Here is a 26358-nt window from a genome sequence, read left to right on the forward strand (position 1 = left end):
TTCGCTACTGCTTGTCCTGGGCGAGGAAGGACAGGAGACGCTCGGTCATCTCTTCCGGGTGCTCCTCGTAGATCCAGTGGCCGGAGTTCGCGATCACCGCACCGGTGACGTTCGTGGCGTACTCCTTGGCCTGGGTTTCGATGAAGGACTTGAGGCTGTGGTCGGCACCGATCGCGAGGACCGGCATCGGCAGCTTGGTCTCCTTGTTTACCGCGTTGTCCTTGATGTCGGCCGGGAACGCGCGGAACCACTCGAAGCTGGCGCGCAGGTGGGCGTCGTCCTTGAGGTACTTGGCGAAGACCTTCACGTCCTCGGGGCCGACACCGTCCTTGACCACCTCGAGGTGATCGGTGAAGCCCTGCACCCACTGCTCCTCACGGCCGTCCACCGACTGCTCGGGCAGACCGTTGGTGAGCAGGAAGAACCCGAACTGCCACGGGCCGGGACCGTCGGCCGACAACGCCGGGAACGAGTACAGGTTCTCGTCCGGGATCGGCGCCTCACTGAGCACGAGCTTCTTGACCTCGGCCGGGTGCGCGGCGGCGTACGCGTACGCCACCATCGTGCCGATGTCGTGCCCGACCAGCCGGATGTCGCGGTTCAGGCCGAGCTTCGTGAGCAGGCCGTGCACGTCGGCGGCCATCGTCTTCTTGTCGTACCCACCGGCCGGGGCGTCGCTCTTGCCGGCGCCGCGCAGGTCGGGTGCGATGACCGTGTACTTCGCGGCGAGCGCCGGCATGATCTCGTGCCACTCGAACCAGGTCTCCGGGTACCCGTGCAGGAGAACCAGCACCGGGCCGCGGCCGCCGCGCACATAGTTGATGCCGACGTCACCGACCCGGACCTTCTGCTCGGTGAAGCCCTTCGGCAACCGGCTGTCGGCGGTGTCCCGGCCGTGTGCGCCCGCGTTCGAAGGAACGACGAACGCCACGGCGGCGACGAGTACGGCGGCCAGGCCGGCAAGCGCCCAGGACCGTACCCTCGTGGTCTTTGTCATTAAAGGTTCTGCTCTTTCAGCCAGGTCAGCGACGTCTCGGCGACCTCGCGCCAGCCGGAGTCGATGGTCAGCGAGTGCGCTTTGTCCGGGAAGTCGATGATGTCGGTGACCGCGTGCGAGTGCCGGTACTGCTTGAGGGTGGAACGCACCACCACCTCGGGCACGGTGTGGTCCTTGCCGCCGGCGATCAGCAGCAGCGGGCCGCGCGACTCGTTGGCGGTGTCGACCTTCGCCGGCGAGTGCGGGTTGAAGTTGGCGGCCGCGGCCTCGAACAGCGGCTTGCCCGGCGCCGGGATCGACCACTTGTCGAACAGCTCCTGCGACTCCTCTTCGGACACCGCGTTGCCGAAGGCGTACCGGAACTGCTGCGGCGTCAGCGACACCGCCTTGCTGCTGTTCGCCGGGTTGCTCAGCACCGGGAATCCGGACCGCAGCGTCGACAGCGGTAGCGGCAGCACGCCCTTGATCTGCGCGGCGTCGATGGCGACCGCGGCGGCGCCCAGGTCGAGGCCGAGCAGCTTCTGCGCGATCATGCCGCCGAAGGAGTGACCCACCAGGATCGGCTTGGTGTCCAGGCCCTTGATGATCCTCGCGAAGTGCTCGACGACGTCGTCGATGCCGTGGCCGGCGATGGCGTCCGGGTTGGCCCGGCTCTCCTCGACCGTCTCGGCGTCACCCGGCCAGCCGGGCGCCAGGGTCTGATAGCCGTGCTCGGTGAACAGGTCGGCCCACGGCTGCCACGACGACGCGTGCAGCCAGAGGCCGTGGATGAAGATGACGGGTGTGGACATGGTGCCCTCCGAAGCCTCGCAAGCCGCTGACGCCATCAACGTAGGCCGCAGCTTGTGGACGAAAAGTGGGCATCGATTCCCGGGACTGCCGACGATAGCTGTCCGTCGATATGGTGGCGGGCGTGAGAAAACGCATCGTAGCTACCCTCGCTTCCCTGCTATTGATTCTCTCGCCGGCCACCGCCGCGCGCGCCGCGGACGACCCGCTGCTGGATCAGCTGAAGGCCATCCCCGGTCTTTCCATCGTCTCCGAGACCCCGGGCACCGGTTACCGCTTCTTCGTGCTGACCTATCGCCAGCCCGCCGACCACCGCCACCCCGGGCAAGGAACCTTCGAGCAGCGACTCACTCTGCTGCATCGGTCCAGCTCATCGCCGGTCGTTCTCTTCACCAACGGGTACGGCCTGGCGGCCGCACCGCGTCCGACCCAGACCGAGCCGACAGCGCTGCTCACGGCGAACCAGGTCTCGGTGGAGCACCGTTTCTTCACCCCGTCACGCCCCGCCGACGCGGACTGGTCGGACCTGAACATCTGGCAGGAGGCGACCGACGAGCACCGGATCGTCACCGCGTTCAAGGGCGTCTACGACGGCAACTGGATCCAGACCGGCGGCAGCAAGGGCGGCATGACGTCCGTCTACCACCGTCGCTTCTACCCGAACGACGTCGACGGCGTGGTCGCGTACGTGGCCCCGAACGACGTGATCAACCCGGCCGACACGGCGTACGACAAGTTCTTCGACACCGTCGGTACGGCCGAGTGCCGTACCGCTCTCGACGACGTGCAGGCCGAGGCACTGCGCCGGCGTGAGCGGCTGCTGCCTCGGCTGGAGGCGGCCGCGGCCGAGAACGGCTGGACGTTCGCCCGGACCATCGGCACCGCCGACCGGTCGTACGAGATGACCGTGCTCGACTCGGTGTGGGCGTTCTGGCAGTACAGCCTCGCCGCGGACTGCGCGAGCGTGCCGGTGGCGGCCACCGCGACCGACGACGAGATCTACAACTGGGTCGACTCCGTGGCCGGGTGGAGCTTCTACACCGACCAGGCGCTGGAGTACTACTGGCCGTACTACTACCAGGCCGCTTCGCAGCTGGGCTGGCCGAGCCTGAAGTTCGAGCACCTTCGCGGACTGCGCGACTACCCGGGCCTCTACACCGCCAACTCGTCGCTTCCCAAGGAACTGCGGCGTGCGCACAATCCCGTACCCATGATTGATGTTGATCTTTGGGTTAAGACGTCGTCGCAGCGGATGTTGTTCATCTACGGCGAGAACGACCCGTGGGGTGCCGAGCGCTTCAAGCCGAGCAAGCGGGATTCGGCGCTGTTCGTGGCGCCGGGTGCGAACCACGGCGCGAACATCGCCCGGCTGAACCCGGCCGACAATGCCGCGGCGAAGGCGATGCTGCAGCGCTGGGCCGGAACGACGGCGACGCTGACCACTCTGAAGGCCGCGGACATCCCGCTGGACGACGGGCTCGGCGACCGCCGGCGCATCAACTGACCGTTTTCTAGATGCCCGCCGGCTGCGGCCGGCGGGCATTCGGCTTTCTCAGCGCTTGTTTTCCTCAGCGCTTGTTTCCTCAGTGCTCGTCGGGCTCGTGCTGGCGTTTGAACACCTCGTTCTGGCGCAGCGCTTCTTCGAGCTGGTCCTCGAGAATGATTATCCGGCAGGCCGCCTCGAGGGCGGTTCCCTGGTCGACCATCTCCCGGGCCCGCACGGCGAGGCGCAGCTGGTACCGGGAGTAACGGCGGTGCCCTCCGTCGGACCGGAGCGGGGTGATCAGTTTTTCCTCACCGAGCCGTCGCAGGAAGTCTTGCGAGGCTCCGGTGATCTCCGCAGCCCGCCCCATGGTGTAGGCGGGGTAATCATCATCGCCGAACATGTCATCTTTTAAGGCCATTTACACCATCCGTGACGAGGGCCCCGGCGCAGATGCGCCGGGGCCCAGGGTTTGTTGGGTTGAAAACACCATCTACCGACAGGTTCGCCGGGTTGTCTTTTCCGCACCCGCCACTATCAGCGGCGTGGGGTGCGAGGATCGCGTAAGCGTGACCGAGGACCACCTTTCGTTCGATGGAAACTGCGGTGTCCGCCCACCAGAGTCAACTGGCAGCGGGCGATCCAACGGTGTCCTGCCCTCCCTTTCCTCTGCTTCTTGACTGCTTTTCGTGCTGCTCGCCGGTGCGGGAGCCCCACGCGACTTCATGGCCCCAACACGTGCGGTGAGCTGTCGTGCTCTTTCTGTCGTGCCTTTCCCTCGTGCCAGGTGGCGCCCTGAACCTGCATCGGCCCCACCTGCTGCGCCCTGACCTGGAATTACGTCAAGGTCTTGTGGTGTCTTTCCCTTGTTACGTGGTGCCTTGCCCTTGTTACTGAGCCGAGCGAGCCACGACATCGTTCCGGGCCCTGCTTAACACTCGGCTGGCTTACTTCGTCAGCGTCTTCAACTGATCTCCGTCGTCAACAAGAGAAACACTAACCGGCCTCCCCAAGAAAATCTAGTCAACACGCCACAGATTTTTTCTCCCGGCGGCCGAGCTTTCCGCACCCCCCACCCAAGCCCACCCAGCCACCCACGGCGCCCCCCACCCACGACAGGTTCAGCATCACGTCAACCACCCAGCGCCCCCACCCACGGAACGCCACACGGGCGGGCAAGCAAGCGGCGGCGATGGGTGGGCGAGCGGTGGGTGGGTGGGCAAGCGTGTCGATTTCCGGTTCGACCCGCGCCCGAAGTCGACACCGACCGGTGCTTCCCGGCGTGCGTGTCGAGTTCGGGTGAACGCTGACCGACTCACCAATTCCCGCTGCCGAAGGCGCGTACGTCCCGGTACCTGTGGCACGTAAGTCCTGGCGGACGCAGTGATCAACGCGAGCCCAGAGGCCGTCAGCCGTAGCCCATACACGGAAAGACCGGGCGATAACGCGCCCCCGCTACGGCTCGCCGCCGCGAGCCGTAGACCAGACACGGAAAGCCGAGGGAGATAGCGTGCCCCAGCTACGGCTGACTCCGCTCGGCCATAGCCCAGACCCGGCATCCGAAAGCGCAACACGTCCACGCCGCGGCTCGACGCCTGACGCCTGACCAGATCTTGTGAGCTTGTGGTGGCGCGACGAGCACAAACTCACAAGATCTGTGACAACGCCTCGCAGCAAACACTGCCGCTCCGCCCGAACCCGCCGTCAGGCACCCCGAGCCGTCGCTCACATAGGTCATCCGCCCCGATGACCTACACCAGCTACGGCCGGCGGGTCACCGAGCCGCTTCACCGCGCCAAATTCGGGTGCCCCCAAACGAAACGGTCAGCGGTCCCCGCCTCAACCACTCCGGACCGGAGCGATCACACCCCCCCGCAGCGGACAATCCTCAGCGCGCCCCCGCGACGACCGTGCTCACCTGATTCCCGGAGAGCGTTCCGCCGGTGTACAACCCACCACCCACCGCCGTCCCCGAGACCGTGCCGCCGGTGCGAACCGCATACGTGGTCCCCCGCGTGATCTGGCTCGACGAGAACACCACCCCACGGAATGCCTTCGCCGGCTGGTAGGACGCGATCTGCGTACCCGAGCTGGTAGCCAGGTGAACGACCGTCCCGGCGGGCTGGTTCGCACTGAACGTGATCGACACCCACCCCTGCCCCGAGCTCGGCAACGTGCTGGTGGTGGCGCTGATACCCGACGAAACAAGCGTCCCGCCGGTGATCGTGAGCGCGCCGTTCGAGTCCAGCCCGCCCTCGCCGCCGCCCCGCGTTGCCGAGCCGGTGACCACCACGGTGCCGCCGCCGATGGTGAGCGCGCCGTTCGAGTCGAGCCCGTCGGTACCGCCGCTGGCCACCACGGAACCGCCGGTGATCGAGATCAGCGCGTTCGGCGAGTTCTGCATCTCACCGTAAGCCGGATCGGAGGCGTTGAACGCATCATCCGAGGCGGTCGCCGAGACACTGCCGCCAGAGATCAAAACCTTCAGACCCTCAACACCTTCGTACGCCTTCGTGACGCTGACCGATCCACCGGAGACCGCGACGTTCGTCTCGGCGTGCACCCCGTCGTCACCGGTGGCGACGGTCGTGGTGCCACCGTCCACCGTGATGTTCGCGTCCGAGTGCAGCCCGTCGTCGGAGGCGTCCACGCCGACCCGCCCGTCACTGATCACCAGCAGCACGCCGGCTTTCAGACCCTTGGCGGAGGTCTCACCCGGCGTGACGGTGCTGCCGCCACCCGACTTCGCGGTGATCGTTCCGCCCGACACGATCACGTCGGTCGAACCGGTGAGCGCGTCCCCGGTGGCGGTCACGGTCGCCGTGCCGCCGGTCACCGCCACATATCCACGGGCGGCGTCCTCGTCGTTGTCGGACTTCAGGCCGTCGCCGCCGGCGGTCGCGGTGATGGTTCCGCCGCTGACGATCACGTAGTCCTGGCCGCGCAGCGCGTCGTCCGGCGCGGTCGCGGTGATCGTGCCACCCGCGACGACCAGGCCGTCCTTCACGTTGATCGCGTCGTTGGCGTTGCCGGTGACGACCAGCGAGCCGGTGCCGGCGATGGTCAGGTCGGCGGCCGAGGCGATCGCACCGTCCGCCGAGGCGGTACCGTCGGTGAGCCGGTTGGTGGTGCCGGCCGCGAGGAACAGCAGCACCTCGTCGGCGGCGATCACGTTGACGGCACCGGTGCCGCCGGTGACCGTGACACCGTTCAGGATGATCCGGACCAGGCCGGTGCCGGTGCTGTTCACGACGATCTGTCCACTGGTGAGCGTGCCGCTGAAGCGGTACGTCCCGGCCGCGTTCACGGTCACCGTACTGCCGGAGACGGTGACGTTCGGGCTGCTGGTGGTGGCACTGGTCCCGGTCAGCGTGACGGCGGCCTCGTCGGAGGTGTTCCAGACGAGGTCGGCGGCGTCCAGGTGGCTGGCCTGGTTGGCGGCGAGCGCGGCAGCGGCGGCCGGCCCGGCAGCAAATGCGGGAGCGGGGGCCACCCAGGCTGCCAGGGCCGTGGCGGTGAGCACGGCGGGGACGGCGAGCCGAGGAATTCTGGGCATGACGGATCCTTTGATGAGGAAAAACGGGGATATTTTGCACGCGGCGGACGAAGCCGCGGTTAAAGCCTTCAGGCCGTGAAATACCGGCGCAGCTGCCGCCGCCACGGCGCCGCGGGCAGCTCCGGACGCAGAGCGGCCAGCCCGGTGGCGTACTTGGAGATGCTCACCGGTCGATGCCCGCGAGCCCACAGCAGCCGGTCGACCGGGGACGCGGCCGCGCCGGTCTTCGTCTCGATGACCGCCACATCCGGCAGGCTCAGTACCCGGCCGTCCGCATCGGTCCAGGTCAGATCGACGTCGACGGTCGCCCGCGAGTTGCCGGCGGGCTGATAGAGCGTGGTCCGCCGATAGTGGGTGACCAGCGTGGGAGCGAAACTCAGAGCCGCACTGTGTCCGAGAATCTCGTCGACGAACCACCGGCCGGGATCCACCGTGTCGTGATCACCGGCGGCATACGGCAGCCGATCCTTCACGGTGCCGCCGCGATACCCCTCGGTCTTGACCTCCAGCCAGCACAGCGACGAGTCCAGATAGGTCCGGGTCCGGATCTTGAAACGCCGCCGGCGCCGCTGCGCGGTCAACCGGAAACTGACCAGATCCGGGGTGTCGAAGTACACCGACCGATACCGGAACGTCCGCAACCCGTCGATCTCCAGCACCCGGGTGCACGGATCGAGCCCATCCAGAATCGCCACCGCAGCAGTCGCAGGCAGCAGATACTTACGATCCACCCGCGTCTGCAACGCGGCCTTCTCGGTCAGCTCGGCAAGATCAATCGCGGCCAGCTGCGTGGTCACGCTCATCAGCGCGCCTCCGCCAGCACGCGATCACTCTGACTGCTGGGGTACGAGTACCGCACCTCGACAACCGTGGTCTCGTTGACCAGATCGACCCGCTCGACAGTCGCGGCGTGCACCCGCGCACCGAGGATCCGTTCGAGTTGAGCCACCAGGGCCACCCGATCGGTCAGCGCCGAGTCGAGCACCATCACCTGCCGGTGGTACGTGCGGAACAGCCGCGGATGATCGCCGAGGTACATCACGACCAGGATCAGCGCCATCAGCGTCGGCGTGAACCAGGCCGGCCCACCACTGAGCGGCCCGAGGATGCCGAGCGCCAGCGCCGAGAAGTAGTACGCCACCTCGTGCTGATCAAGCTCGGTCGACCGCAGCCGGATGATCGACAGCACGCCGAACAGGCCCAGCCCGAGCCCGGCGCCGACCGTGCTGGAGCTGAGCGAACCGGCCACGGCGAGAACACCGACGTTGACCCCGAGGTAGGCGACAACCAGGTCCCGGCGCCGATGGCGGGGGAAGTAGAGGCCGAAAACCAGCAGGGACACCGCGACGAGATCTATCGCGAACAGGGCAAGCCGGGGCATAGTGGGGGACCTCCCGAGCGTCCGGGCGGAAGCGTCAACCTGAACGCATCGCGACCCAGAGGTTACGTATCGATGAACTTCGATGCCACGGTAGACCGCGAAACGGGCATTAGCCATCGACCGAACCTCAAAGAAAGCTCGGAAAGTGCTGTGGCGAACCTGTGCGGAAGGTGAAGGATCAAGCCCGATTGATGGCTGACTTCGGCGCCATCACGATCCGTGGATGCTTCGCCGGATTCAGCCATTTGAGCAAACGGACCATGTTCGCCCGGCTCACCGATACGCAGCCGGCCGTCGCGCCCTTGCCGCTGGCGTGCAGGAAGATCGCCGAGCCGCGCTTCGTGTTCGCCGGCTTGCTCGCCACGTACTGCTTGCGCTTGGCGTCCCAGTGCCGGCCGCCCGGCTTGTTGAAATTGATCACCGCGGCGTACGCGTACTGCGTCGGATAGGCCGCCAGCCGCTCCGCCTGCGATTTCCGCCAGGTGCGTTTCGCCGACGCCGACGGCTGGAAGAGGTTGTAGGTCTTCGCGTCCCGCGCGTCGCCCACCCAGTAATCGTTCTTGTCCACCTTGCGATAGGGCAGCCGCGTCCCCGGATCAGCGCGAACCCCGAACGCCTGGGTGATGGTGAACGTGCCGGCCGGTGTGGTCCCGGTGTCCTGCACGCGGTTCGACGCCCAGACCCATCCGCCGTACCCGATCCGCGCGGTCATCGCCCCGAAGACCTGACGCCATTTACCGTCGCTGCCGCGCTGGTACGCGCGCACGGTCGCCTTCGTCGACTTCCAGCCGCCGTTGCCGGTCACCACAATCAGCTGCTTGGCGTTGCCGACATGGGCGAGATCGTCCGGGAGCGCGGCCGCCGCCGGAGCCGCCGGCACCAGAACCGCCGCCATCACGAGCGCGAGCACCGCAGCAAGCTTCCGCATAGCCCCTGAGCATGCCCGACGTGGCGAAGGTGCACCCGCCCGGGAGACAACATTGACAAGCATCGTTCGACGCGCCGACTATTGGGAGCGCTCCCAGCGCGAAAAGAATCCCGCCGTCCCCCGCGGAGTCCCTCTGTGAACACCTGGAAAAGGCTCGCGAGCACCGTCCTGCTCGCCGCCACGACTCTCCTCATCCCCTCCACCGCCTCCGGCGCCCCAGCCGCCGCCGACGTCCGGGCCGACGTCGACATCCGGGCCGGCCTGGCAACCGTCGGTGACACCGCCGTCGGCGTCAACCACGCCATCTGGGACTCCCAGCTCGGCACCCCAGCCGTGTCCGGCCTGCTCAAGGACGCCGGGGTGCGGATGCTTCGCTACCCCGGCGGCTCCTACGCCGACATCTACCACTGGAAGGACCACACCGCCCCCGGTGGTTACGTGGCACCGGACACCGACTTCGACACCTTCATGGCCGGCGCCCGGGCCACCGGCGCCGAGCCGATGATCATCGCGAACTACGGCACCGGCACGGCCCAGGAGGCCGCCGACTGGGTCCGGTACGCGAACGTCACCAAGGACTACGACGCCACGTACTGGACCATCGGCAACGAGAACTACGGCAACGGCCACTACGGCTCCGCGTGGGAGGCCGACGACCACGCCGACAAGAGCCCGAAGGAGTACGCGAGCACCGTCGTCGCGTACGCGAACGCCATGAAAGCCGTCGACCCCACCATCAAGGTCGGCGCCGTGCTGACCATGCCCGGCAACTGGCCGGACGGCATCGTCGGCGCGGGCGACGCCGGCACCTGGAACCAGGAGGTCCTGACCCGCGCCGGCTCGGTAATCGATTTCGTCGACGTGCACTGGTACCCGGGTGGCGGCACCGCCGCCGAGACCCTCACCAAACCCGCCCAGATCCAGGACGCCGTCCACCTGCTGCAACAGCAGATCCAGCGGTACGCCGGACGCGAGATCGCGATCAGCATGACCGAGACAAATGTCGAGGTCGGCCGCAACACCCAGCCCGGCGCGCTGTTCCTGGCCGACGTCTACAGCGGCCTGCTCGCCCAGGGCGTCTTCACGGTCCAGTGGTGGAACGTCCACAACGGCCTCGGCACCGTCTCCGAAGTGGCCGGCCAGACCGATTACGGCGATTACGGCCTGCTCTCCAGCGGCAACTGCAACGCCGACAACACGGTCTGCCAGCCGCCGCTGAACACGCCGTTCGCGCCGTACCACGCGCTGTCCCTGATCGGTGACTTCGCCCGCGGCGGCGACCAGTTCATCGGCGCCGGAACCAACAATTCCCTGGTCAGCGCGCACGCGGTACGCCGGCCGAACGGTGACGTCGCGGTGCTGCTGATCAACAAGGATCCGGACGCGGCACACACTGTCGCGCTGAACTACCACGGCTTCACTCCGTCGGCTGCCACGCCGGCCGTCGCCACGTTCGCCAACGGCGCTGCCGGAGTGACCACGGCACCGGCCGGGACAGCCGGGGCGCAGACGCTGTCCCCGTACTCGATCTCGCTGATCACGCTGCGCCCGGAGCGTACCGACGGGGTTGCGCCGAAGGCGCCTGGGCAACCGGCCGCGACCGTTACTGATCGCACCGCGACGATCTCCTGGCCGGCGACGGCGGGCGGCGGCAAATACGAGGTGTATCAGCACAACGGTGGCGCTGCGCAACTGCTCGGCGAGACCACCGGCACCTCGCTGACGGTGCGCAATCTGGAGCCGGGTCGCCGGTACACGATCAGCGCGGTGGCCCGCGACGGCGCCGGCCGCCTCTCTCCCGCTTCGCCACCGCTGACGTTCACGACCGGCACGCCGGCGAACGCCGCCTGCACGGTGACGTTCCGTGACACCAACGACTGGGGCAACGGGTACGTGGGCCAGATCGACATCACCAACAACACGCCGAACGCGATCGGCAACTGGACGCTCACCTTCAGCTGGCCGACCGCCTGGCAGAGCCTGAACAGCGGGTGGAACGCCACATGGACCCAGAGTGACCGCACCGTCCGGGTAACCGGCGACAGTCCGCTGGCCGCGGGAGCCTCCACCTCGGCTGGTTTCGTCGGGTCCTACAGCGGACCCAATGTGTTACCGACCGTGTTCACCCTGAACGGCACGGTTTGCACCAGCGCATAGATGAAGTTTCCGGTCCGGAGGCCTCGGTGTCCGGACCGGAACGATCTACGCTGGCGGGTGTGCCGCAGATATCGTTGACCTCCGTTGTCCGCCAAGCCACCGACGCCGATGCGAGCGAGATCGCCCGCATCTGCACCGCGGCTTACCGCGACGCCTACCGCAACGTCCTTCCGCCGGGCTACATCGAACGCAGCGTGACGGCGTTCTACAACGAGCCCCGCGTCGCCGACGACATCGCGCCGTCGCTGCCTGACTGGTTCGGATACCAGGTGGTGGAGGAAGGCGGCCGCATCCTGGGCGCCGCAGGCGGTGGCATGACGGGCCCTACGACCGGCGAGCTCTCGCTGATCTACCTGGCCTCGGAGACCCGCGGCCGCGGCCTCGGCACCCTGCTGCTCAAGCACGTCACCGATCAGATCCGCGCGGCCGGCGGCACCGAGATGTGGGTCTCGGTCTTCCTCGGCGACAGCGCCGGCATCGGCTTCTACCGCGCCCGCGGCTTCCAGCCGAAGCAGACGGTCCGCGCCGCCATGTCCCGCGTCGACGACCACATCCGCAGCCTGCGCATGCTCCGCGAGCTCCGCTGAGCTCAGTTGCCGCGCGCACCCGGCGACAGGAGCCGCTGGGCGAAACCGGCCTCGAACCTCGCCGCCCATCCGGCCACCGCCGGCAGGGTCAGGGCGAACACCGCGGCGACCACCAGGTAGAACCCGACGATCCTCCAATAGTCGTCGCCGAAGCCGAGCAGCTCCGGGACCTCCTTGCCGTCCTGCGGCAGCGACCAGCCCCACAACGCCCAGGTCATGCCGCCGGCAACGGCCGCCCACCAGGAGACCACCACGGAGAACGCGATCGCGCTGGGGACGCAGCGCAGCATCGCGTGTGCCAGATCCCGCCAGCTCTGCGGGTCGGTCACCACCGCGATCAGACGGCTGATCACGGTGTCCGATGCGGCCGCGCGGTAGACGAACGGAGCGACGGCGATCCGGGTCCGTTCGGTGACCGCGAACCCGCGGGCGAGCATCATCGTGGCGATCAGGATCGGCACCCCGATCCACAGGACGGCCAGGCCGAGACCGAGCGAGAGCCCGGTCGCACAGACGATCGTTGCGGCCAGTCCGGTCGGGAAACCGCTCAGGACGTACCGGGTGTCGGCGGTGAGCCGGGAGTAGGTCGGCGCGGAGACCAGAGCCGCATCGATTGTCGTCATGCCTTGACGCTATTCACCTCGCGGCCGTCAGCCGACCTGGCGAGCACCCCCATCGATGGTAGTGCTAACCCCACTGCGCAACAGCGATTCTTCCTGCTGCGCCGCGTAGATCTCCTCGGGCACCCGGATGGGCCGCCCGATCACGTCGGCCAGCCATTCCCGATCCCGCGGCGCGCCACCCTGCGACGCGTCCATCGCCCCGGCATCGGTCAGATTGGAAGCGAAGATTCCCGCTGCGGAACGGGGCAGGAAATCCTCGTACACAATGGGTTGGGCAGTTAAGAAGCCCCCGTCGAGCAGGGCGGAAAGGCTGAGCGAGCGGTCGAAATCGCCATGGGCCGAGAACGTGAAGAACGCCAATCCGCGTTTCGCCAGCTCGATCTCGCTGTCCGGCAGGCCCGCCGCCCACACCTCGGGCGCGATCTCCTGCCGCGCGGCCCCGGCCGCCACCTGCTGATCGATATCGGCCACCAGGTCGTCATACAAACCCCGCCCGGCGGGCGTCAGCGCGATCCCTCGCGCTTCAACCTCACCAAAGCGTACGCGTAACCGCCCCTCACTGATCGTGCCGTCAGCCTCCCGGAAGGCTCTCGGCTCGGCCAGTGCCCGGAACGACGTCTGACGCAGCAGCACGTCCGGCCCGTGCCAGCGAGGCGGCCCCTGGATCTCGTCGATCATCGCGATCCCGCGCGCCTGCATCCCGGTGTAGAGCTCGTCGATGTCGAGCACCCGCGGCGTCAGATGGTTGATGTGGGTGCTGGTCACGCCGCCGATGTCGGCCGCGACGCCGGAGATCTTCTCCAGCTCGGTGTACCAGGCGCGGTCGACCGGTTCCGGCGAGAGCGCGAAAGCAGCGGCGGCCAGGTCGAGGAACCGTGCCGCGTCCTTGTCGCTGAGCCCGCCGAACGCCTCGGCCCGGTCGGCGAGCCCGAGCAGCTCGTCCGGGAAGAGCCGGCGGCGGTCCAGGAAGTTCAGCAGCCGCTTCTCCAGGTCCGGGCTGAAGAACCGCCGGTCCTGCGGCACCAGCATCGAGGTGAACACCCGGAACGGATTGAGCGCGAGCTCGTCCGTCTCGACCGGGCGGAACGCCGTCGAGATCACCGGGATCGGCTGCGGGTACGCGTCCCGCAGGTCGTAGAACCCGGCAGGAACCATGCCGAGCGCCCCAAAGATCCGCGCGACCTGCGACAGTTCGGCCGGCGTGCCGACCCGGATCGCGCCGTGCCGCTCGGCGGTGACCCGGCTGATCGACCCGAACCGTTCGGCGGCCGCGCCGTCCCGGTCGAGAACGCGCTGGTTCACCAGGTGGCACTCGTCGACAAGAGTGGTGTACGCCGGAACCTCGGTCCCGTACAGCTCGGAGAGCCGGCGGGCGAAACGGGCACGGAGTTCGGTGGTACCGACGGAACTCATGGCGAAATCGTAGTGTCACGATGGGCGGCTGACCGGACATGGATGAGACGTGAGCTCTGAGGATCGTTTCCGTCGCGTCTACGCCGGAAATTTCGATGCGCTACTCGCGTACGCGCTTCGCCGTGTCGAGCAGCCGGAGGACGCCGCGGATGTGGTCGCGGAGACCTTCCTGGTCGCGTGGCGCCGCAGCCGCGACCTGCCGCCCGACGACGAGATAAAACTCTGGCTGTACGGGGTGGCCCGCCGCGTCCTGGCGAACCACCACCGCGGCGGCACCCGGCGGGAACGCCTCGGCGAACGGCTGCGCCAGCGCCTGTCCGCCGTGGTCACCGACCCGGGCCGGGACGTGCCGCAGCGGCTGGACGTGCGCGCCGCGCTGAAACGCCTGCCCGAGACCGACCGTGAGGTCCTCATGCTGACCGCGTGGGAGGGCCTGCAACCACGGGAGATCGCCGAGGTCCTGGACGTGAGCCCGGCCGCGGTGCGTACCCGTCTGACCCGGGCGCGGACCCGGCTGCGGGAACTCGTCGGTGACGAGCGGGACGCACCCGGACATGTACTCGACGTCCTGACCGTTCCCGTCCCGAAGGAGGCACGATGACCGACGAGCACCTCGACCGCCAGGTTCGAGACGCCGATCCCTACCGACCTGATCTCGTCGCGCGCCTCGAGGGGGCGGAGCAGCATCTCCTGGAGGAGATCATGTCCACCCCGAAGCTCGCGTCGGTGCCGCTGCGCCGCACGCTCGTCCGCCGGCTGAGCGCCGCGGTCGCCGCTGCCGCGGTCATCGCCGTCGCCGTCACCGCCTCCACCCTGGTCCGCCGCGAGCCCCCCGAGCCGTACGCCGGGCCGGTCGGCCTGCCCGGTGGCAGCGCCGGCGCGATCAGCGGCTGGGAGCTGGACCTCAAGGCCGCCGAGAACCTGCCCCGGCTGCTGATCGATCAGCCCGGCTGGAAAGCGACGTACGTCAACGGGTTCGACACCGAGAACGGCAGCATCCGGTTCGAGAAAGACGGCCGCGGCCTGGAGATGACCTGGTACCCGGATCAGTACTACCAGAGCTACTACGATGACCGCCTCGATGTCAGCGCCCCGGAGGCGACCACCGTTGCCGGCCGCCCGGCCGACATCTTCACCTACTCGGCGAGCGACTTCGCGGTGATGCTGAAGGCGGAGGGACCCACCTTCGTCGAGATGCGCACCGACGCGAAATGGACCCGGGCCGCGTTCGACGAGATCCTCACGCACATCGTGAAGGTCGACGCCGAGGCCTTCCTCAAGGCCCTGCCGCCGGAGATCATCACGCCCGGCGACGTCCGCGGCGAGGCCACCAAGATCCTGGCCGACGTGCCGCTGCCGCCGAACTTCGACTACGCCTCGCTGGACAACGGCGGGGCCAACGACCCGTACCAGTTCGCCGCCGCGGTGACCGGCCGGGTCACCTGCGACTGGATCGCCGAGTGGAAACGCGCCGACAAGGCGGGCGACAAGGCCGCGGTCAAGGAGGCCGCCGCTGCCCTGCGCACCAGCCACAACTGGAAAGTGCTCAAGGGCATGGAGGAGGCGGGTGACTACCCCGAGGTCCTCTGGGAGGTCGCCGACAAGGTGGCCGACGGCGACGTCCCCGACTGGTACAAGGATGGCCTGGGCTGCTGATTCAGGCCTTGGCCACCCGGTAGATCGCTCCGGCGTAATCGTCGCTGACGTACAGGGCCCCGTCCGGGCCCTGTACGGCCATCACCGGCCGGCCCCAGCGTGACCCGTCCGCACCCTGGAACCCGGTGAGCAGGGTCTGCTGTTCACCGAGCGTCCCGTCGCGCCAGGCGAAGAACGACACCTCCGGCGGGCGGGGCGGTTCCCGGTTCCACGAACCGTGCACCCCGGCGAACGCCCCCGGGCCGTACCCGCCGGCCTCGCCGAAGCTGAGGCCCAGCGGCGCGGAGTGCGCGCCGAAACCCTGCTCGGTCGGCGCCAGTTTCGCGCAGTCGAGTTGGGATCCGTCCGCGTTCATCTGCAGGTCCCGGACGAACGGCCGGTTCGAGTACGCCAGCTTGCCGGCCTTGAGATCGGGGTCCGGGTTGCAGTACGGCCAGCCGAGCTCACGCCCCGGCGTCAGCTTGGCCAGCTGTTCCATCGGGTGGTCGTTGACGTACTCCTGCATGACCTTGCCCTGGTCGGACGTGCCGTCACCGTCGTAGTCGTCGTCGTGCGGGTACGCGACGTTGTCCCGATGGTTGACCGCGGTCCACACCGCACCGTCCGGGTCGATCGCCAGCCCGGTGCCGTTGCGGACTCCGCGCGCGTACGTCTCCGGTGCGCCCCCGCCCGGCGGGACACGCAGGATCGACGCCCGCTCCGGTGTGCCGTCCCGGTCCTCCTCGGACACGTTTCCGGTCGAGCCGATCGAGACGTAGACCGCGCCGTCCTTGCCGACCGCAACACTCTTGAGCGCGTGCGCGTAGGCGCCGCCCAGCTCCGGGCTCTTCTCGTCGGGCAGGCCGTCGGCGACGACCCGCTCGCCGGAGAGCGCGCCGTTCGCATAGGTGAAGCCGTCCACCTGATCACTCTCGGCCAGGTAGAGGGTGTCGCCGGCGAACGCCAGGCCGTGCGGCTGGGTGAGCCCGCTGACCAGCGTCTTCTGCGCCGGGGCGGCCGTGCTGGTGCCGGGCGTCAGCATCACCACGTCGCCGGATTTCGGCCGGGAGACGAGCAGCCGGTCGTCCGGTGTCCAGGCGAGCAGCCGGGCGCCCTCCACCCGGGCCCAGACCGTCACGGTCCATCCCGGCGGGGCGTCCAGCTCGCGTTTCGTGTCGAACGGGGCGGCGGCGGTGCCGGGCATCGTGCGTACCGTCGTGCTCGAAAGCTTGAGAGCCGCCGCCGTCGCCTCCTCGGTCGCGGCAGACGCCGAAGGCGCGGAGGTGGCGGCGGGGGCCGCCGCCAGAGCGTCCGGTTCGTCCGAGGAACATCCGGTCACACCCAGCACCACGCCACCAGCGAGCGCCGCCGCCACGATCCGCTTCATCGGCCCAGTCTAGATCGGGGTTTTCATGCCGAGACGAGTGGTTTCAGCGCCTCGGCGACCTTCGTGACCATGCCCGGGCGGTGACCGTTGCGGATCAGGTTGATGGTGATCCCGCCGATGCCCGCGCCGATCACCTTCTCGTGCAGCTGCTCCGCGACCTGCTCGGCGGTGCCGACGAAGGCGCGGTTGCGGCGGTCCTCGGGGATGAGCTCGCCGAGCTCCTTGGCCTCCGCCTCGTCCTCGCCGACCATGCCCATGACCAGGTAACTCGTGGCGAGCGTTGCCGGGTCGCGGCCGATCTCCTCGCAGCGCTCGCGCAGCACGCCGAGCTTGCGGGCCAGGTCGTCGACGTCGCAGATCACGTTCATGTGGTCGGCGAAGCGTGCCGCCAGCCGGAACGTCTTCTGCTCGCCGGAGCCGCCGAGCATGACCGGGATGGATTCCCGGACGCGTGGATTGTTCATGGCGCCGCGGGCGGTGTACCACTTGCCGTCGAGGCTGGCCGGCTCACCCTTCAGCATCGGCGTGATGATGGTGAGCGCCTCCTCGAGGCGCTGGAACCGCTCGCCGAAGGTGCCGAACTCGAAGCCGTAATCGTGGTGCTCGCGCTCGAACCAGCCGGCGCCGATGCCCAGGATCGCGCGACCGTGCGAGACCACGTCGAGGGTGGTCACCGTCTTCGCGAGAAGAGCGGGATTACGGTACGTGTTACCGGTGACCAGCGTGGAAAGCTGGATCGTCGAGGTCACCTGGGAGAGCGCGCCGAGGGTCGTGTACGCCTCGAGCATCGCGTTCTCCGCCGGGCCGATGCCGGGCAGCTGGTACAGGTGGTCCATCACCAGCACGGTGTCGAAACCGGCGGCCTCGGCCTCCCGGGCCTGCGCGGCCACCGTGTCGAACGTCTGCTCGACCGGACCGGGGTAGGTGAAGTTCGGGATCTGGTATCCGAGTCGGATGCTCACACTGTCTCCACTCGATGTAAGAGAGCTCTCACTTGCTAATGTAAGAGGCTACTTACACGAGCGCAAGCGAGGAGGCCGACATGTCGCCGGGCCGGAGCTACCACCATGGTGACCTGCGCGCGGCGCTGATCGAGGCCAGTTTCGAGGTACTGGCCGAGAATGGTCTGCGGCGTTTCTCGGTGGCCGCCGTGGCCCGCCGGCTGCAGGTCAGCTCGGCCGCGCCGTACCGGCATTTCCCGGACCGCGACCACCTGCTCAGCGCGGTCTCCGCGGCCGCCGCCCGCGACCTGCGCGACGCCATCGGCAGTGCGGCCGACGCGGCCGGCCCCGACCCGGCGGACCGGCTCGCCGCGGCGGCCGGCGCGTACGTCCGATACGTCACCCGTACCGGCGCCGGGTTCCACGTCATCTTCGCCACCGAGCTGTACGAGGTGGCCGACGATGCCCGCCGCGAACAGACCCGGGCACTCATGTCCACGCTGCTCGATCTCGCGGCGGCCACCCACACCGGATCGCACGAGGACGTCATGCTGCTCGTGGAGGCGACGATCGCGGTGGCGCACGGGTACACGTCGCTGTTCGCGGACGGCTTCTTCGCCCGCAACGCCCGGACCGCGGACGACATCGCGAACCGCGCGGTCGAAGCGGCACATGCTCTCACTACGGATTGAACCTTGTACGCTCCGTCGCCGTACCTTCCACGGAGGATCACGGCGAAGGGGCGCACGTGGAACGGATGAACCACCCTGAGGATGAGCCCTCTCTGCGGATCGCCGGATATGTTCCGGGGCACGCCGAGGGGTCGATGGATCCGCAGACAGCGGGCATCAACTGGCCGGACATCGGTGACTACTGGCCCGATGCGCCGCAGCGACGCATGTCTGCCGCCGAGGCGCGCAAATCCGCCGAACGCCAGGCCGCCTCCCGCATCCTGCCGCCCGCCCTCCCGTTGCCGCCCAGCCCGGTGTCGTCGCCTCCCGCGAACCCCGATCGCCGGCGGCCGGCGCTGCTCATCGGCGTGCTCGCGCTGCTGATCGTCGGTGGCACGGCCCTGGCGGTGCGACCGCTGGCCCGGCAGGACGAGCAACAGCACGCGCGGATCCCGGCGGCGGCTCCGCCGCTGATCGTCCCTTCCACCGTCGCGCCGACCGCCGCCGTTCCCGTCGAGCCCGCCCCCTCGGTTGTGCCGTCCGCCCCGGTGTCTTCTCGCCCCGCTCGCACCACGACCGCGCCGGCCCCTCCCGCGCCGCCCTCGATCGACGCCGCTCGCTTCGAGTTGACCACCGGGGTCACCGAGCTGACCGTGCGCCTCACCTCCCTCGACGACGCGAACTTCCGGGTCAGCACCCCCGACGACTCCGGCCTCGACGTCGAGACCAGCTTCGAAGATGACGTTCTGAGCGTCTCCACGACATCGACCGGATCCGGTTCCGGCAAGCTGAAAGTGCTGCTCAGCGACCGGATCGTCTGGCATCTGCGAATGTCCGCCGGGGTCCATCAGGCCACATTCGACACTTCTGCCGGTACGGTGAGCAGGGTCGACCTGGACGGCGGCGCTCAGCAGATCGACGTCGCGCTTGGCCGGCTCGCGGATACCGTGCCGATCCGGATGACCGGCGGCGTGCACACCTGGCGGATCACCACGGCCGCGAAGGTGCCGGCGCGCATCCGGGTGGGCAGCGGGGCGGGCGACGTCGCGGTGTACGGCCGGCACGAGGGAGGTGTCGGCGCCGGCGTGACGGTCCGCTCCGGCGACCTCGACGACCGCGCCGGCCTGGACATCGACGCTCAGGCGGGGATGCACTCACTGGAGATCAGCAAGGACTGAGCCCTTCACAGTGCCCTCGTTTGCCATGGCCGGGGCAGACGAAAGGATCATGCTGTGCCTGCTGCTGAGTCCCGGCCCCTGCGCGTCCTCTCCGGCAGCCGGGTCGGGCCCGTCGACGCCGGCGCCGTACCGCGCTTCGCCGGACCCGCCACGTTCGCCCGGCTCCCCCGCATCGACGAGGTCTCCGACGTCGACGTCGCCGTGATGGGCGTGCCCTTCGACTCCGGGGTCAGTTACCGCCCCGGCGCCCGGTTCGGCCCGGCGCACGTACGGGAGTCGTCGCGGCTGTTACGCCCGTACAACCCGGCGCTGGATGTCGAGCCGTTCGGGCGGCTCCAGGTGGTCGACGCCGGTGACCTCGCGGTGAACCCGTTCTTCCTGGACGACGCGATCACCGCGATCGAACGCGGGGCGCACGGGATGTTGGAACGCGCCGACCGGCTGCTCACGGTCGGTGGCGACCACACCATCGCACTGCCGGTGCTGCGAGCCATGGCGCACCGGCACGGGCCGATCGCGGTGGTGCACTTCGACGCGCATCTGGACACCTGGGATTCGTACTTCGGCGCCGCGTACACCCACGGCACCCCGTTCCGGCGGGCCGCCGAGGAAGGGCTTCTCGACGGGTCCGGTTGTCTGCACGTCGGCACCCGGGGACCGCTGTACTCCAGCAAGGATCTGACCGACGACGTCGAACTCGGCTTCCAGATCGTGCACAGCCACGAGATGGACGACATCGGCGTACGCGGGGTGATCGAGCGAATCGTGGAGCGGGTCCGGGATCGGCCGGTCTACGTGTCGGTCGACATCGACGTGCTGGACCCGGCGTTCGCACCGGGCACCGGCACACCCGAGGCCGGCGGGCTGACCAGCCGGGAACTGCTGGCGATCCTGCGGTCGTTCGCCGGGCTGAACCTGGTCGGCGGGGACATCGTCGAGGTCGCGCCCGCGTACGACCACGCGGAGATCACCGGGATAGCGGCGGCGCACGCCGGTTACGAGCTGCTCTCCGCGATGGCCGTCATCGGGAGGCCATGAACGCCGCCAATGCGTCGGCGGCGCCCGGCTCGACCCATTCGAACGTGCCGCGCAGCAGGTCGGCGCGCTGATCGACGACGGTGACCGCGGCGGTCATCTCGCCCCACGGCATGCTCAGGTGCAGCAGCAGGCGCTCGATGCCGTACGGCAGGGACGGCACGTCGGCCCGCATCAGCAGCCCGTCCGACGAGATGTCCTCGACCCGGCCGGCCAGCGAGACCAGCCGGCGGCTCTCCGCCGTCACCACCTGGGCGGTGCCGTCCGCCGGGAACGGGCCGGACTGCCGGACCGAGGTACGCCGCTGCACCACCCCGGCCGGTGCGTCGCCGATGACCCGGAGCAGGTCGTCGCGCATCTCGCCCTCGACCCACGTGACGCCGGCGCTGGTGACGAGTTCGAGGACGCCGATACGGCGTACCCCAGGGCCGTCCAGGCTCAGCACCGGGATCGGTGGCAGCTCCTCGACGAAGGCCGCCTTCACCTCGGCGAGGGTGACCAGGACGATGGCTTCCGAACCGGGGCAGCGGAGGGTGAGGCTGCTCCCCGCCGGCACGGTGATTGTCACTAAACGGACATTACCCGACCTGGTCGGCGAGGATGGGTAACTTCATCCGCACCTGGAAGCCACCGCCCTCGACGGGACCGGACTCGAAGCTGCCGTGCAGGATCTCGGCACGCTCCTGGAGGCCGACCAGTCCCTGACGGGCGCCGGGCAGCGGCAGCGAGGGCCGTGACGGCGCGGTGTTGGTCACCGTCACGCCGACGTCGTTGCCGTCCTGCCACAACTCCACGGTCGCCGACGCACCCGGAGCGTGTTTGCGGACGTTGGTGAGGGCCTCTTGGACCGTACGGTAGATGGCGCGCTGTGAAGGCGTACCCACGCTGAGGGCGAGGTCGCCGCTCAGGGTGACCGAGATGCCGCTGTTCGCGACCAGCGTGCGCAGGTCGGCGAGGGTGGGTTGCGGCGCGAGTTCGGTGGTGTCGTCGCCGGACGCGCGCAGCAGCGTCACCATGGTCCGCAGCTCGTCGAGGGTGCCGACGCTCAGCGAGCGGATCACCCGCGCCGCCTCCCGGGTGCGATCGTCACCGGCCGCGACCTGCAACGCGCCCGCCTGCACGGCGATCAGGCTGACCTGGTGCGACACCACGTCGTGCATCTCCCGGGCCAGCTGGGCGCGCTCGCTGGCCAGGATCGCCTGAGCGTGCAGAACGCGCTCGTGCTCCTTGGCGTCCTCGATCTCCACGAGCCGCTGCCGTAGCTCCTGCCGGGTCTGCACGAGCTGGCCGAGCACCACCGGGAACGCCGAGGTCGCCAGGGTGTAACCGAAATAGATCAGGGTGCCGGCCAGGTCGCCGGGGTCCTCGTCGAGCGGCGACGGAATCGCGCCGATCACCGCGGACACCGCGACGCAGGCGATCAGCAGGCGGCGGTCGCGGGAGCGGACGGCCAGGGCGTACAGCGCGGCGAACGGCGCGACCAGCGCACCCTGAACCAGCGCGGCCGGCAGGGTGAGCACGACGACGAGCAGCGGGAACCGGCGGCGCAGCGCGAGAGCCGCACAGCCGAGAACGGCGACGGCGATGCCGAGAGGTTTGCCGGTGAGCGGGTTGAACCAGATATCGAGCCCGGCGAGGGCGATCAGACCGATATCGATCAGAATTTTCTTCACGGCTTTTCGACTTTTTCAGCTTTTTGTGCTTTTTGGGCGAGCAGTGCGGCTTGCACCCGGCCGGACACCCGCAGCTTCTCCAGGACCACGCTCACATGGTCACGCACGGTGCCGGTGCCGAGATGCAGGCGCACCCCGATCTCCGCGTTCGACAAACCCTGCGCCAGCAGCCGCAACACGTCACGCTCCGGCTCGGAGAGCCGTCCCATCCGGTCACCACCGTCGGTGGTCGCGCTCGCGGGCAAGTTGCGCAACAGCGTCCGCGACGCCTTCGGCGCCAGGACCACACCACCCCCAGCGAGGGTACGCACGAACTGCGCGAGCTGCTCGGGATCAGTGTCCTTGAGAAGGAACCCGGCAGCCCCGCGGTCGAGGGCCGCCACCACGTATTCGTCCGCGTCGAACGTCGTCAGCATCGCCACGGCCGGCGGATCGTCGAAGGCACGGATGTGACCCAGGATCGTGAGGCCGTCGACGTCCGGCATCCGGATGTCGAGGAGCACCACGTCCGGCCGGTGCTCACGGATCACGTCGAGCGCTTCGCCACCGGTCGCGGTCGCGACGACGGCGAGGTCGGGGGCCGCGCTCAGGATCAGGTCGAAACCGGAGCGGACCAGCGCCTCGTCGTCGACCACGACCACCCGGATCACCATTCGATCTTAATTGGGCGTGGTCGGCACGGGATAAACCGGTCGAGTGATGTGGCACGAGGGTGTTACTTTTCCGCCCTGTCGTGCTTTTCGGCTCCGTTAGGGGGCATCGTGCCGAAGCTCAACCAGATCATCGCCGTGGAGAAGGGCGTCAAGAGCAAGTCGTTCGCCGACTTGAGCGACGCCCACCACGCCGTGCAGAAGACCGGGCCGCTCGCCGGCATCTCCCGGACGTACCAGCCGAAGGACGAAGAGGGCGAGCAGCTGCCCGCCGAGTCGACGCGGGTGCAGATCAAGGGTGAGGAGATCCTGCGGGACGTGGCGACCACGCTCACCCGGCTCTTCGACGTGACCGCGACGAAGGACTGGACGAACTGCGTGGCCCGCGCCGACGTGGTGGTCGACGGCCGCACCATCGCCGCCCAGGTTCCGGTGACCTACCTGCTGTTCCTCGAAAAGCAGCTCGTCGACATGCACACTTTTGTGAAGAAGCTGCCGGTCCTCGACGCCGCCGAGTCGTGGCAGCGTGACGACTCCACGGACAGCTGGCGTACCGAACCGGTGCGGACCAACCGCACCAAGAAGGTGCCCCGTAACCACGTGAAGGCCGAAGCGACTGAGAAGCACCCGGCGCAGGTCGAGGTGTACTACGAGGACGTCACGGTCGGGTACTGGACGACGGTGAAGTTCTCCGGTGCACTGCCGGCCCGGCGGGTCAACGAGCTGCTGGAACGGGTGCTCGCGCTGCAGACGGCGGTGAAGTTCGCCCGCGAGGAGGCGAACAACACCGAGGCTGTGGACCAGCGGGTGGGCGCGGCTGTCTTCGGTTATCTCTTCGGGTAACCGGTCTTCGGTTACCGTCATGGATTCCCCCGTGGGAGCGCGGGGGTGCGCGGCGTTTCGGCGTTTACGTCGGGGTGGCCGCGTGAAGCTGACAGCTCAGGCTGAAACTGATCGCTCCGGTCCCAGTGCGGGTTCGAGTCCCGCTCCCCGCACCATCCACGCGGGGGTAGCCCAACTGGCAGAGGCAGCCGGACTAAATTTCAGATTCTCGCTCCAATGTCAGCATTCACCACTGATCACCAGATCGACCGGCCAGGGACGGAGACAGCGGATGCCGGTTCAAGTCCGGTCCGCCGCGCTTCGAGCGGCGGTAGTTTAAAGGCAAAACCCGATGTCGTTATGAATGATCCCGGCTCTTAAACGTGCTGGTGTGTGCAATTCAGTGGTAACCAGAGGCCCGGGGATTGGCCATATCCCCGGGCCTCGCCACATCCAACGCCGGCGGTAGCCCGTTCCCCTCTAAATCTTGAGCGATCCTCCACACCAGAAGGCAGAAAGCCACCCAAGATCGCAAAGCAGCCGCGCCACGTCGGCCGCGCGCTCCCCGTTCTGTGTCGAGTTGGGGTGCGATCCGCACCCCAAGCCGACACACACCACGCGGATCACCCTGCCTGTGTCGATTCCGGGTTCGATACGCACCTCAAATCGACACACACCGGGCGGGGCCGCTCGCGGCGTGATGCCCTCGTCCCCACCACCCGGACCCGGCCCGGCCGCCAGTGCGAGCCGTAGCTCAGATAGGTCATCGGGGCTGATGACCTATCTGAGCTACGGCTGGTCGATGGCTGGTCGATCTTGAGGAGTTTGCCGCGAACGGTCCGCACAACTCGACAAGATCGCGCTGAGCGACGCGCTGGTGAGTTCCATCGCCGATCAGGCACGTTTCCGGCGAACGTTCGTGGTCAACGCACTAGCTGCGGCTCGGGCGGACTGCCGGCGGTACTCGTCTCGCCGGACTGTCACGGAGGGTGGGCTCCCGGCAAGGGGTGCCGGCCTGATCTTGGAGACCCGCGGGTGCTCTGACCCCCACAGGTCTCCACAAAGCCAGCACTCTCCGCTCTCGCGGTAGCAGCGCGTCACCAAAGAGCCCACCGACCGCCCGAAATCGACACGCCACGCCACGCCACGCCACGCCACGCCACGCCACGCCACGCCACGCCACGGCGCGGCGCGGCGCGGCGGGCGGCGGCCACCCGGCTACTCCGGAGTTCGCGGGCGATCGGATGGCCGAACCGTACGAGGTCTGAACAACGCCTCCCACCGCGAGCTGCCGCGTCGGGCAGGTCCGGCATCCGCCCTAAATCTTGAGCGATCTTCCACACCTGAGGGTCGAAAGTCGCTCAAGATCCAGCCGGGGAACCGGCAGGGGGCAGCCAGGGCGGGGGCGGCGGCGAGAGCTAGGCGGTTGTGCCGAAGTCGTAGATGGTGGTGGAGGTGTAGGTCGCGCCGGGGAGCAGCGTTGTCGACGGGAATGCGGGGTGGTTCGGCGAGTCCGGGAAGTGCTGGGTTTCCAGGGCGAAGCCGTCGCCCTGGCGGTACGCCGCTCCGCCCGCTCCCGCGAACGTGCCGGTCAGGAAGTTGCCGGAGTAGAACTGGACGCCCGGCTCGGTGGTCAGCACTGTCAGGGTCCGCCCGTGGACCGGCTCGACTACCCGGGCTACCTCACGGAGGCCCGAGCCTCGGAGCACCCAGTTGTGGTCATAGCCACCGCCCAGCAGCAACTGTTCCTCGTTGCTGCGGATTCGGGCACCGATCGCGATCGGCTCGCGGAAGTCCATCGCGGTGCCGTCGACCGGCGCGATCTCGCCGGACGGGATCAGGCCCGCGTCCACGGGCAGGAAGCCGTCGGCGTGGATCTGCATGAGGTGCCCGTAGACATCCCCGGAACCGGCACCGGCCAGGTTGAAGTAGCTGTGGTTCGTCAGGTTCACCACGGTCGGCGCGTCGGTGACCGCCGCATAGTCGATCCGCAAAGCGTTGTCGCTGGTCAGCGTGTAGGTGACGGTCACCGACAGCTCGCCGGGGTAGCCCTGGTCACCGTCCGGGCTGACGTGGCTAAGGGTCAAAGAACCCTCAACCTGCTGACATTTCCAGCTTTGCCGGTCAAATCCGGAAAGTCCACCGTGCAGACTGTTCGGACCGTTGTTCAGCGGCACCGAGTACTCAGAACCGTCCAGCGTGAACCGTCCTTTAGCGATCCGGTTGCCGAACCGACCGATGATCGCCCCGAAATACGGCCCCGGGTGGTCCCTATATCCCTGCACGTCGGCGAACCCCAGCGCGACGTTCGCGAAAACGCCGTCCCGATCCGGAACCTCGACGGACTGGATGATCCCGCCATATCCGAGGACCCGAACGCGCATCCCATTCGGGTTTGTCAATTCATACTGGTCGGCCGACATGCCGACGGATCTTACAGACGCCCGACGAG

At 68.4% G+C, this 26358-nt stretch carries 24 protein-coding genes; 9 read left to right on the forward strand and 15 right to left on the reverse strand.

Features of this window, described 5'->3' with window-relative positions; all coding sequences use genetic code 11:
* Positions 1-4: 4 nt before the first annotated feature.
* Both B0I29_RS00735 and B0I29_RS00740 read right to left on the reverse strand, forming a co-directional pair.
* Positions 5-997: an alpha/beta fold hydrolase gene (locus B0I29_RS00735; protein ID WP_111646835.1), complete on the reverse strand. Its 993-nt coding sequence runs from the start codon at positions 995-997 to the stop codon at positions 5-7.
* Complete coding sequence (locus tag B0I29_RS00740; RefSeq protein WP_111646836.1) at positions 997-1788, reverse strand: alpha/beta hydrolase; 792 nt, start codon at positions 1786-1788, stop codon at positions 997-999. The genes B0I29_RS00735 and B0I29_RS00740 overlap by 1 nt, the downstream gene beginning before the upstream one ends.
* Before the next feature lie 122 nt (positions 1789-1910).
* Between B0I29_RS00740 and B0I29_RS00745 the strand changes: the two genes are divergently transcribed.
* Positions 1911-3290: a S28 family serine protease gene (locus B0I29_RS00745; protein WP_111647303.1), complete on the forward strand. Its 1380-nt coding sequence runs from the start codon at positions 1911-1913 to the stop codon at positions 3288-3290.
* 79 nt (positions 3291-3369) lie between these two features.
* Here the strand turns inward: B0I29_RS00745 and B0I29_RS00750 are convergent, their stop codons facing one another.
* The 5 genes from B0I29_RS00750 to B0I29_RS00770 form a co-directional block, all read right to left on the reverse strand.
* Positions 3370-3690, reverse strand: coding sequence for a MerR family transcriptional regulator (locus tag B0I29_RS00750; RefSeq protein ID WP_111646837.1), 321 nt, complete (start codon positions 3688-3690; stop codon positions 3370-3372).
* Positions 3691-5157: 1467 nt separating this feature from the next.
* Positions 5158-6825, reverse strand: a complete 1668-nt coding sequence (locus tag B0I29_RS00755) for a carbohydrate-binding domain-containing protein (protein WP_146616680.1) — start codon at positions 6823-6825, stop codon at positions 5158-5160.
* A gap of 68 nt (positions 6826-6893) precedes the next feature.
* Positions 6894-7628, reverse strand: coding sequence for a polyphosphate polymerase domain-containing protein (locus tag B0I29_RS00760; RefSeq protein WP_111646839.1), 735 nt, complete (start codon positions 7626-7628; stop codon positions 6894-6896).
* Complete coding sequence (locus tag B0I29_RS00765) at positions 7628-8206, reverse strand: DUF4956 domain-containing protein (protein WP_111646840.1); 579 nt, start codon at positions 8204-8206, stop codon at positions 7628-7630. The genes B0I29_RS00760 and B0I29_RS00765 overlap by 1 nt, the downstream gene beginning before the upstream one ends.
* A 178-nt stretch (positions 8207-8384) precedes the next feature.
* On the reverse strand, positions 8385-9134 hold the full coding sequence (locus tag B0I29_RS00770; RefSeq protein ID WP_111646841.1) for a L,D-transpeptidase family protein: 750 nt from the start codon (positions 9132-9134) through the stop codon (positions 8385-8387).
* Positions 9135-9269: 135 nt separating this feature from the next.
* Between B0I29_RS00770 and B0I29_RS00775 the strand changes: the two genes are divergently transcribed.
* Together B0I29_RS00775 and B0I29_RS00780 are read left to right on the forward strand one after the other, a co-directional pair.
* Positions 9270-11291: a cellulose binding domain-containing protein gene (locus B0I29_RS00775; RefSeq protein ID WP_111646842.1), complete on the forward strand. Its 2022-nt coding sequence runs from the start codon at positions 9270-9272 to the stop codon at positions 11289-11291.
* A 59-nt stretch (positions 11292-11350) separates the two neighbouring features.
* A complete protein-coding gene (locus B0I29_RS00780; protein ID WP_181557634.1) occupies positions 11351-11878 on the forward strand; it encodes a GNAT family N-acetyltransferase in 528 nt (175 codons plus the stop codon).
* A 2-nt stretch (positions 11879-11880) separates the two neighbouring features.
* On the opposite strand, the gene B0I29_RS00785 is transcribed toward B0I29_RS00780, so the two are convergent.
* Both B0I29_RS00785 and hglS read right to left on the reverse strand, forming a co-directional pair.
* Positions 11881-12501, reverse strand: coding sequence for a sensor domain-containing protein (locus B0I29_RS00785; protein ID WP_111646844.1), 621 nt, complete (start codon positions 12499-12501; stop codon positions 11881-11883).
* Positions 12502-12528: 27 nt separating this feature from the next.
* The gene (hglS, locus tag B0I29_RS00790) at positions 12529-13914 is read right to left on the reverse strand and encodes a 2-oxoadipate dioxygenase/decarboxylase (RefSeq protein WP_111646845.1); all 1386 of its coding nucleotides are present in this window, start codon (positions 13912-13914) and stop codon (positions 12529-12531) included.
* A 49-nt stretch (positions 13915-13963) separates the two neighbouring features.
* Here hglS and B0I29_RS00795 point away from each other — a divergent pair, with 49 nt between their 5' ends.
* Positions 13964-14515, forward strand: a complete 552-nt coding sequence (locus tag B0I29_RS00795; protein ID WP_111646846.1) for an RNA polymerase sigma factor — start codon at positions 13964-13966, stop codon at positions 14513-14515.
* A complete protein-coding gene (locus B0I29_RS00800) occupies positions 14512-15570 on the forward strand; it encodes a hypothetical protein (protein ID WP_111646847.1) in 1059 nt (352 codons plus the stop codon). Before B0I29_RS00795 ends, B0I29_RS00800 begins: the two co-directional genes overlap by 4 nt.
* Before the next feature lies 1 nt (position 15571).
* Here the strand turns inward: B0I29_RS00800 and B0I29_RS00805 are convergent, their stop codons facing one another.
* Together B0I29_RS00805 and B0I29_RS00810 are read right to left on the reverse strand one after the other, a co-directional pair.
* Positions 15572-16936, reverse strand: coding sequence for a PQQ-dependent sugar dehydrogenase (locus B0I29_RS00805; protein ID WP_111646848.1), 1365 nt, complete (start codon positions 16934-16936; stop codon positions 15572-15574).
* Between the two features lie 23 nt (positions 16937-16959).
* Positions 16960-17898, reverse strand: coding sequence for an LLM class F420-dependent oxidoreductase (locus tag B0I29_RS00810; RefSeq protein ID WP_111646849.1), 939 nt, complete (start codon positions 17896-17898; stop codon positions 16960-16962).
* A gap of 80 nt (positions 17899-17978) precedes the next feature.
* On the opposite strand from B0I29_RS00810, the gene B0I29_RS00815 reads away from it, so the two are divergent.
* From B0I29_RS00815 to speB, 3 genes are read left to right on the forward strand one after another with little or no spacing between them, the layout of a single operon-like run.
* On the forward strand, positions 17979-18569 hold the full coding sequence (locus B0I29_RS00815) for a TetR/AcrR family transcriptional regulator (protein WP_111646850.1): 591 nt from the start codon (positions 17979-17981) through the stop codon (positions 18567-18569).
* A gap of 56 nt (positions 18570-18625) precedes the next feature.
* Positions 18626-19726 (forward strand): hypothetical protein, encoded by a 1101-nt coding sequence (locus tag B0I29_RS00820; RefSeq protein ID WP_111646851.1) that lies wholly within the window; start codon positions 18626-18628, stop codon positions 19724-19726.
* A gap of 54 nt (positions 19727-19780) precedes the next feature.
* Entirely contained in the window at positions 19781-20764 is a 984-nt protein-coding gene (speB, locus tag B0I29_RS00825) for an agmatinase (RefSeq protein ID WP_245972092.1), read from the forward strand.
* Here the strand turns inward: speB and B0I29_RS00830 are convergent.
* The 3 genes from B0I29_RS00830 to B0I29_RS00840 are packed head-to-tail and all read right to left on the reverse strand — an operon-like array spanning position 20748 to position 23087.
* Positions 20748-21329, reverse strand: coding sequence for a hypothetical protein (locus B0I29_RS00830; RefSeq protein ID WP_221401707.1), 582 nt, complete (start codon positions 21327-21329; stop codon positions 20748-20750). The genes speB and B0I29_RS00830 overlap by 17 nt on opposite strands.
* A 10-nt stretch (positions 21330-21339) precedes the next feature.
* Positions 21340-22434 carry a sensor histidine kinase gene (locus B0I29_RS00835; RefSeq protein ID WP_111646852.1) on the reverse strand — a complete coding sequence of 365 codons (1095 nt, stop codon included), beginning with the start codon at positions 22432-22434 and terminating at the stop codon, positions 21340-21342.
* The gene (locus tag B0I29_RS00840; RefSeq protein WP_111646853.1) at positions 22431-23087 is read right to left on the reverse strand and encodes a response regulator; all 657 of its coding nucleotides are present in this window, start codon (positions 23085-23087) and stop codon (positions 22431-22433) included. The genes B0I29_RS00835 and B0I29_RS00840 overlap by 4 nt, the downstream gene beginning before the upstream one ends.
* A 108-nt stretch (positions 23088-23195) precedes the next feature.
* Here B0I29_RS00840 and B0I29_RS00845 point away from each other — a divergent pair, with 108 nt between their 5' ends.
* The gene (locus tag B0I29_RS00845; protein WP_111646854.1) at positions 23196-23927 is read left to right on the forward strand and encodes a DUF7873 family protein; all 732 of its coding nucleotides are present in this window, start codon (positions 23196-23198) and stop codon (positions 23925-23927) included.
* A 1397-nt stretch (positions 23928-25324) separates the two neighbouring features.
* Here the strand turns inward: B0I29_RS00845 and B0I29_RS00850 are convergent.
* A complete protein-coding gene (locus tag B0I29_RS00850) occupies positions 25325-26329 on the reverse strand; it encodes an aldose epimerase family protein (protein WP_111646855.1) in 1005 nt (334 codons plus the stop codon).
* Positions 26330-26358 lie beyond the last annotated feature (29 nt).

The sequence above is a fragment of the Actinoplanes lutulentus genome (assembly GCF_003259845.1).
Taxonomy (GTDB): Bacteria; Actinomycetota; Actinomycetes; order Mycobacteriales; family Micromonosporaceae; genus Actinoplanes; species Actinoplanes lutulentus.

What these genes read in the sequence shown, in the direction of transcription:
- B0I29_RS00785 (WP_111646844.1), bottom strand. Translation starts at nt 12,501, where the DNA reads ATGACGACAATCGATGCGGCTCTGGTCTCCGCGCCGACCTACTCCCGG.
- B0I29_RS00840 (WP_111646853.1), bottom strand. Translation starts at nt 23,087, where the DNA reads ATGGTGATCCGGGTGGTCGTGGTCGACGACGAGGCGCTGGTCCGCTCC.
- B0I29_RS00815 (WP_111646850.1), top strand. Translation starts at nt 17,979, where the DNA reads ATGTCGCCGGGCCGGAGCTACCACCATGGTGACCTGCGCGCGGCGCTG.
- B0I29_RS00740 (WP_111646836.1), bottom strand. Translation starts at nt 1,788, where the DNA reads ATGTCCACACCCGTCATCTTCATCCACGGCCTCTGGCTGCACGCGTCG.
- B0I29_RS00750 (WP_111646837.1), bottom strand. Translation starts at nt 3,690, where the DNA reads ATGGCCTTAAAAGATGACATGTTCGGCGATGATGATTACCCCGCCTAC.
- B0I29_RS00755 (WP_146616680.1), bottom strand. Translation starts at nt 6,825, where the DNA reads ATGCCCAGAATTCCTCGGCTCGCCGTCCCCGCCGTGCTCACCGCCACG.
- B0I29_RS00850 (WP_111646855.1), bottom strand. Translation starts at nt 26,329, where the DNA reads ATGTCGGCCGACCAGTATGAATTGACAAACCCGAATGGGATGCGCGTT.
- hglS (WP_111646845.1), bottom strand. Translation starts at nt 13,914, where the DNA reads ATGAGTTCCGTCGGTACCACCGAACTCCGTGCCCGTTTCGCCCGCCGG.
- B0I29_RS00735 (WP_111646835.1), bottom strand. Translation starts at nt 997, where the DNA reads ATGACAAAGACCACGAGGGTACGGTCCTGGGCGCTTGCCGGCCTGGCC.
- B0I29_RS00770 (WP_111646841.1), bottom strand. Translation starts at nt 9,134, where the DNA reads ATGCGGAAGCTTGCTGCGGTGCTCGCGCTCGTGATGGCGGCGGTTCTG.
- B0I29_RS00800 (WP_111646847.1), top strand. Translation starts at nt 14,512, where the DNA reads ATGACCGACGAGCACCTCGACCGCCAGGTTCGAGACGCCGATCCCTAC.
- B0I29_RS00805 (WP_111646848.1), bottom strand. Translation starts at nt 16,936, where the DNA reads ATGAAGCGGATCGTGGCGGCGGCGCTCGCTGGTGGCGTGGTGCTGGGT.
- B0I29_RS00760 (WP_111646839.1), bottom strand. Translation starts at nt 7,628, where the DNA reads ATGAGCGTGACCACGCAGCTGGCCGCGATTGATCTTGCCGAGCTGACC.
- B0I29_RS00765 (WP_111646840.1), bottom strand. Translation starts at nt 8,206, where the DNA reads ATGCCCCGGCTTGCCCTGTTCGCGATAGATCTCGTCGCGGTGTCCCTG.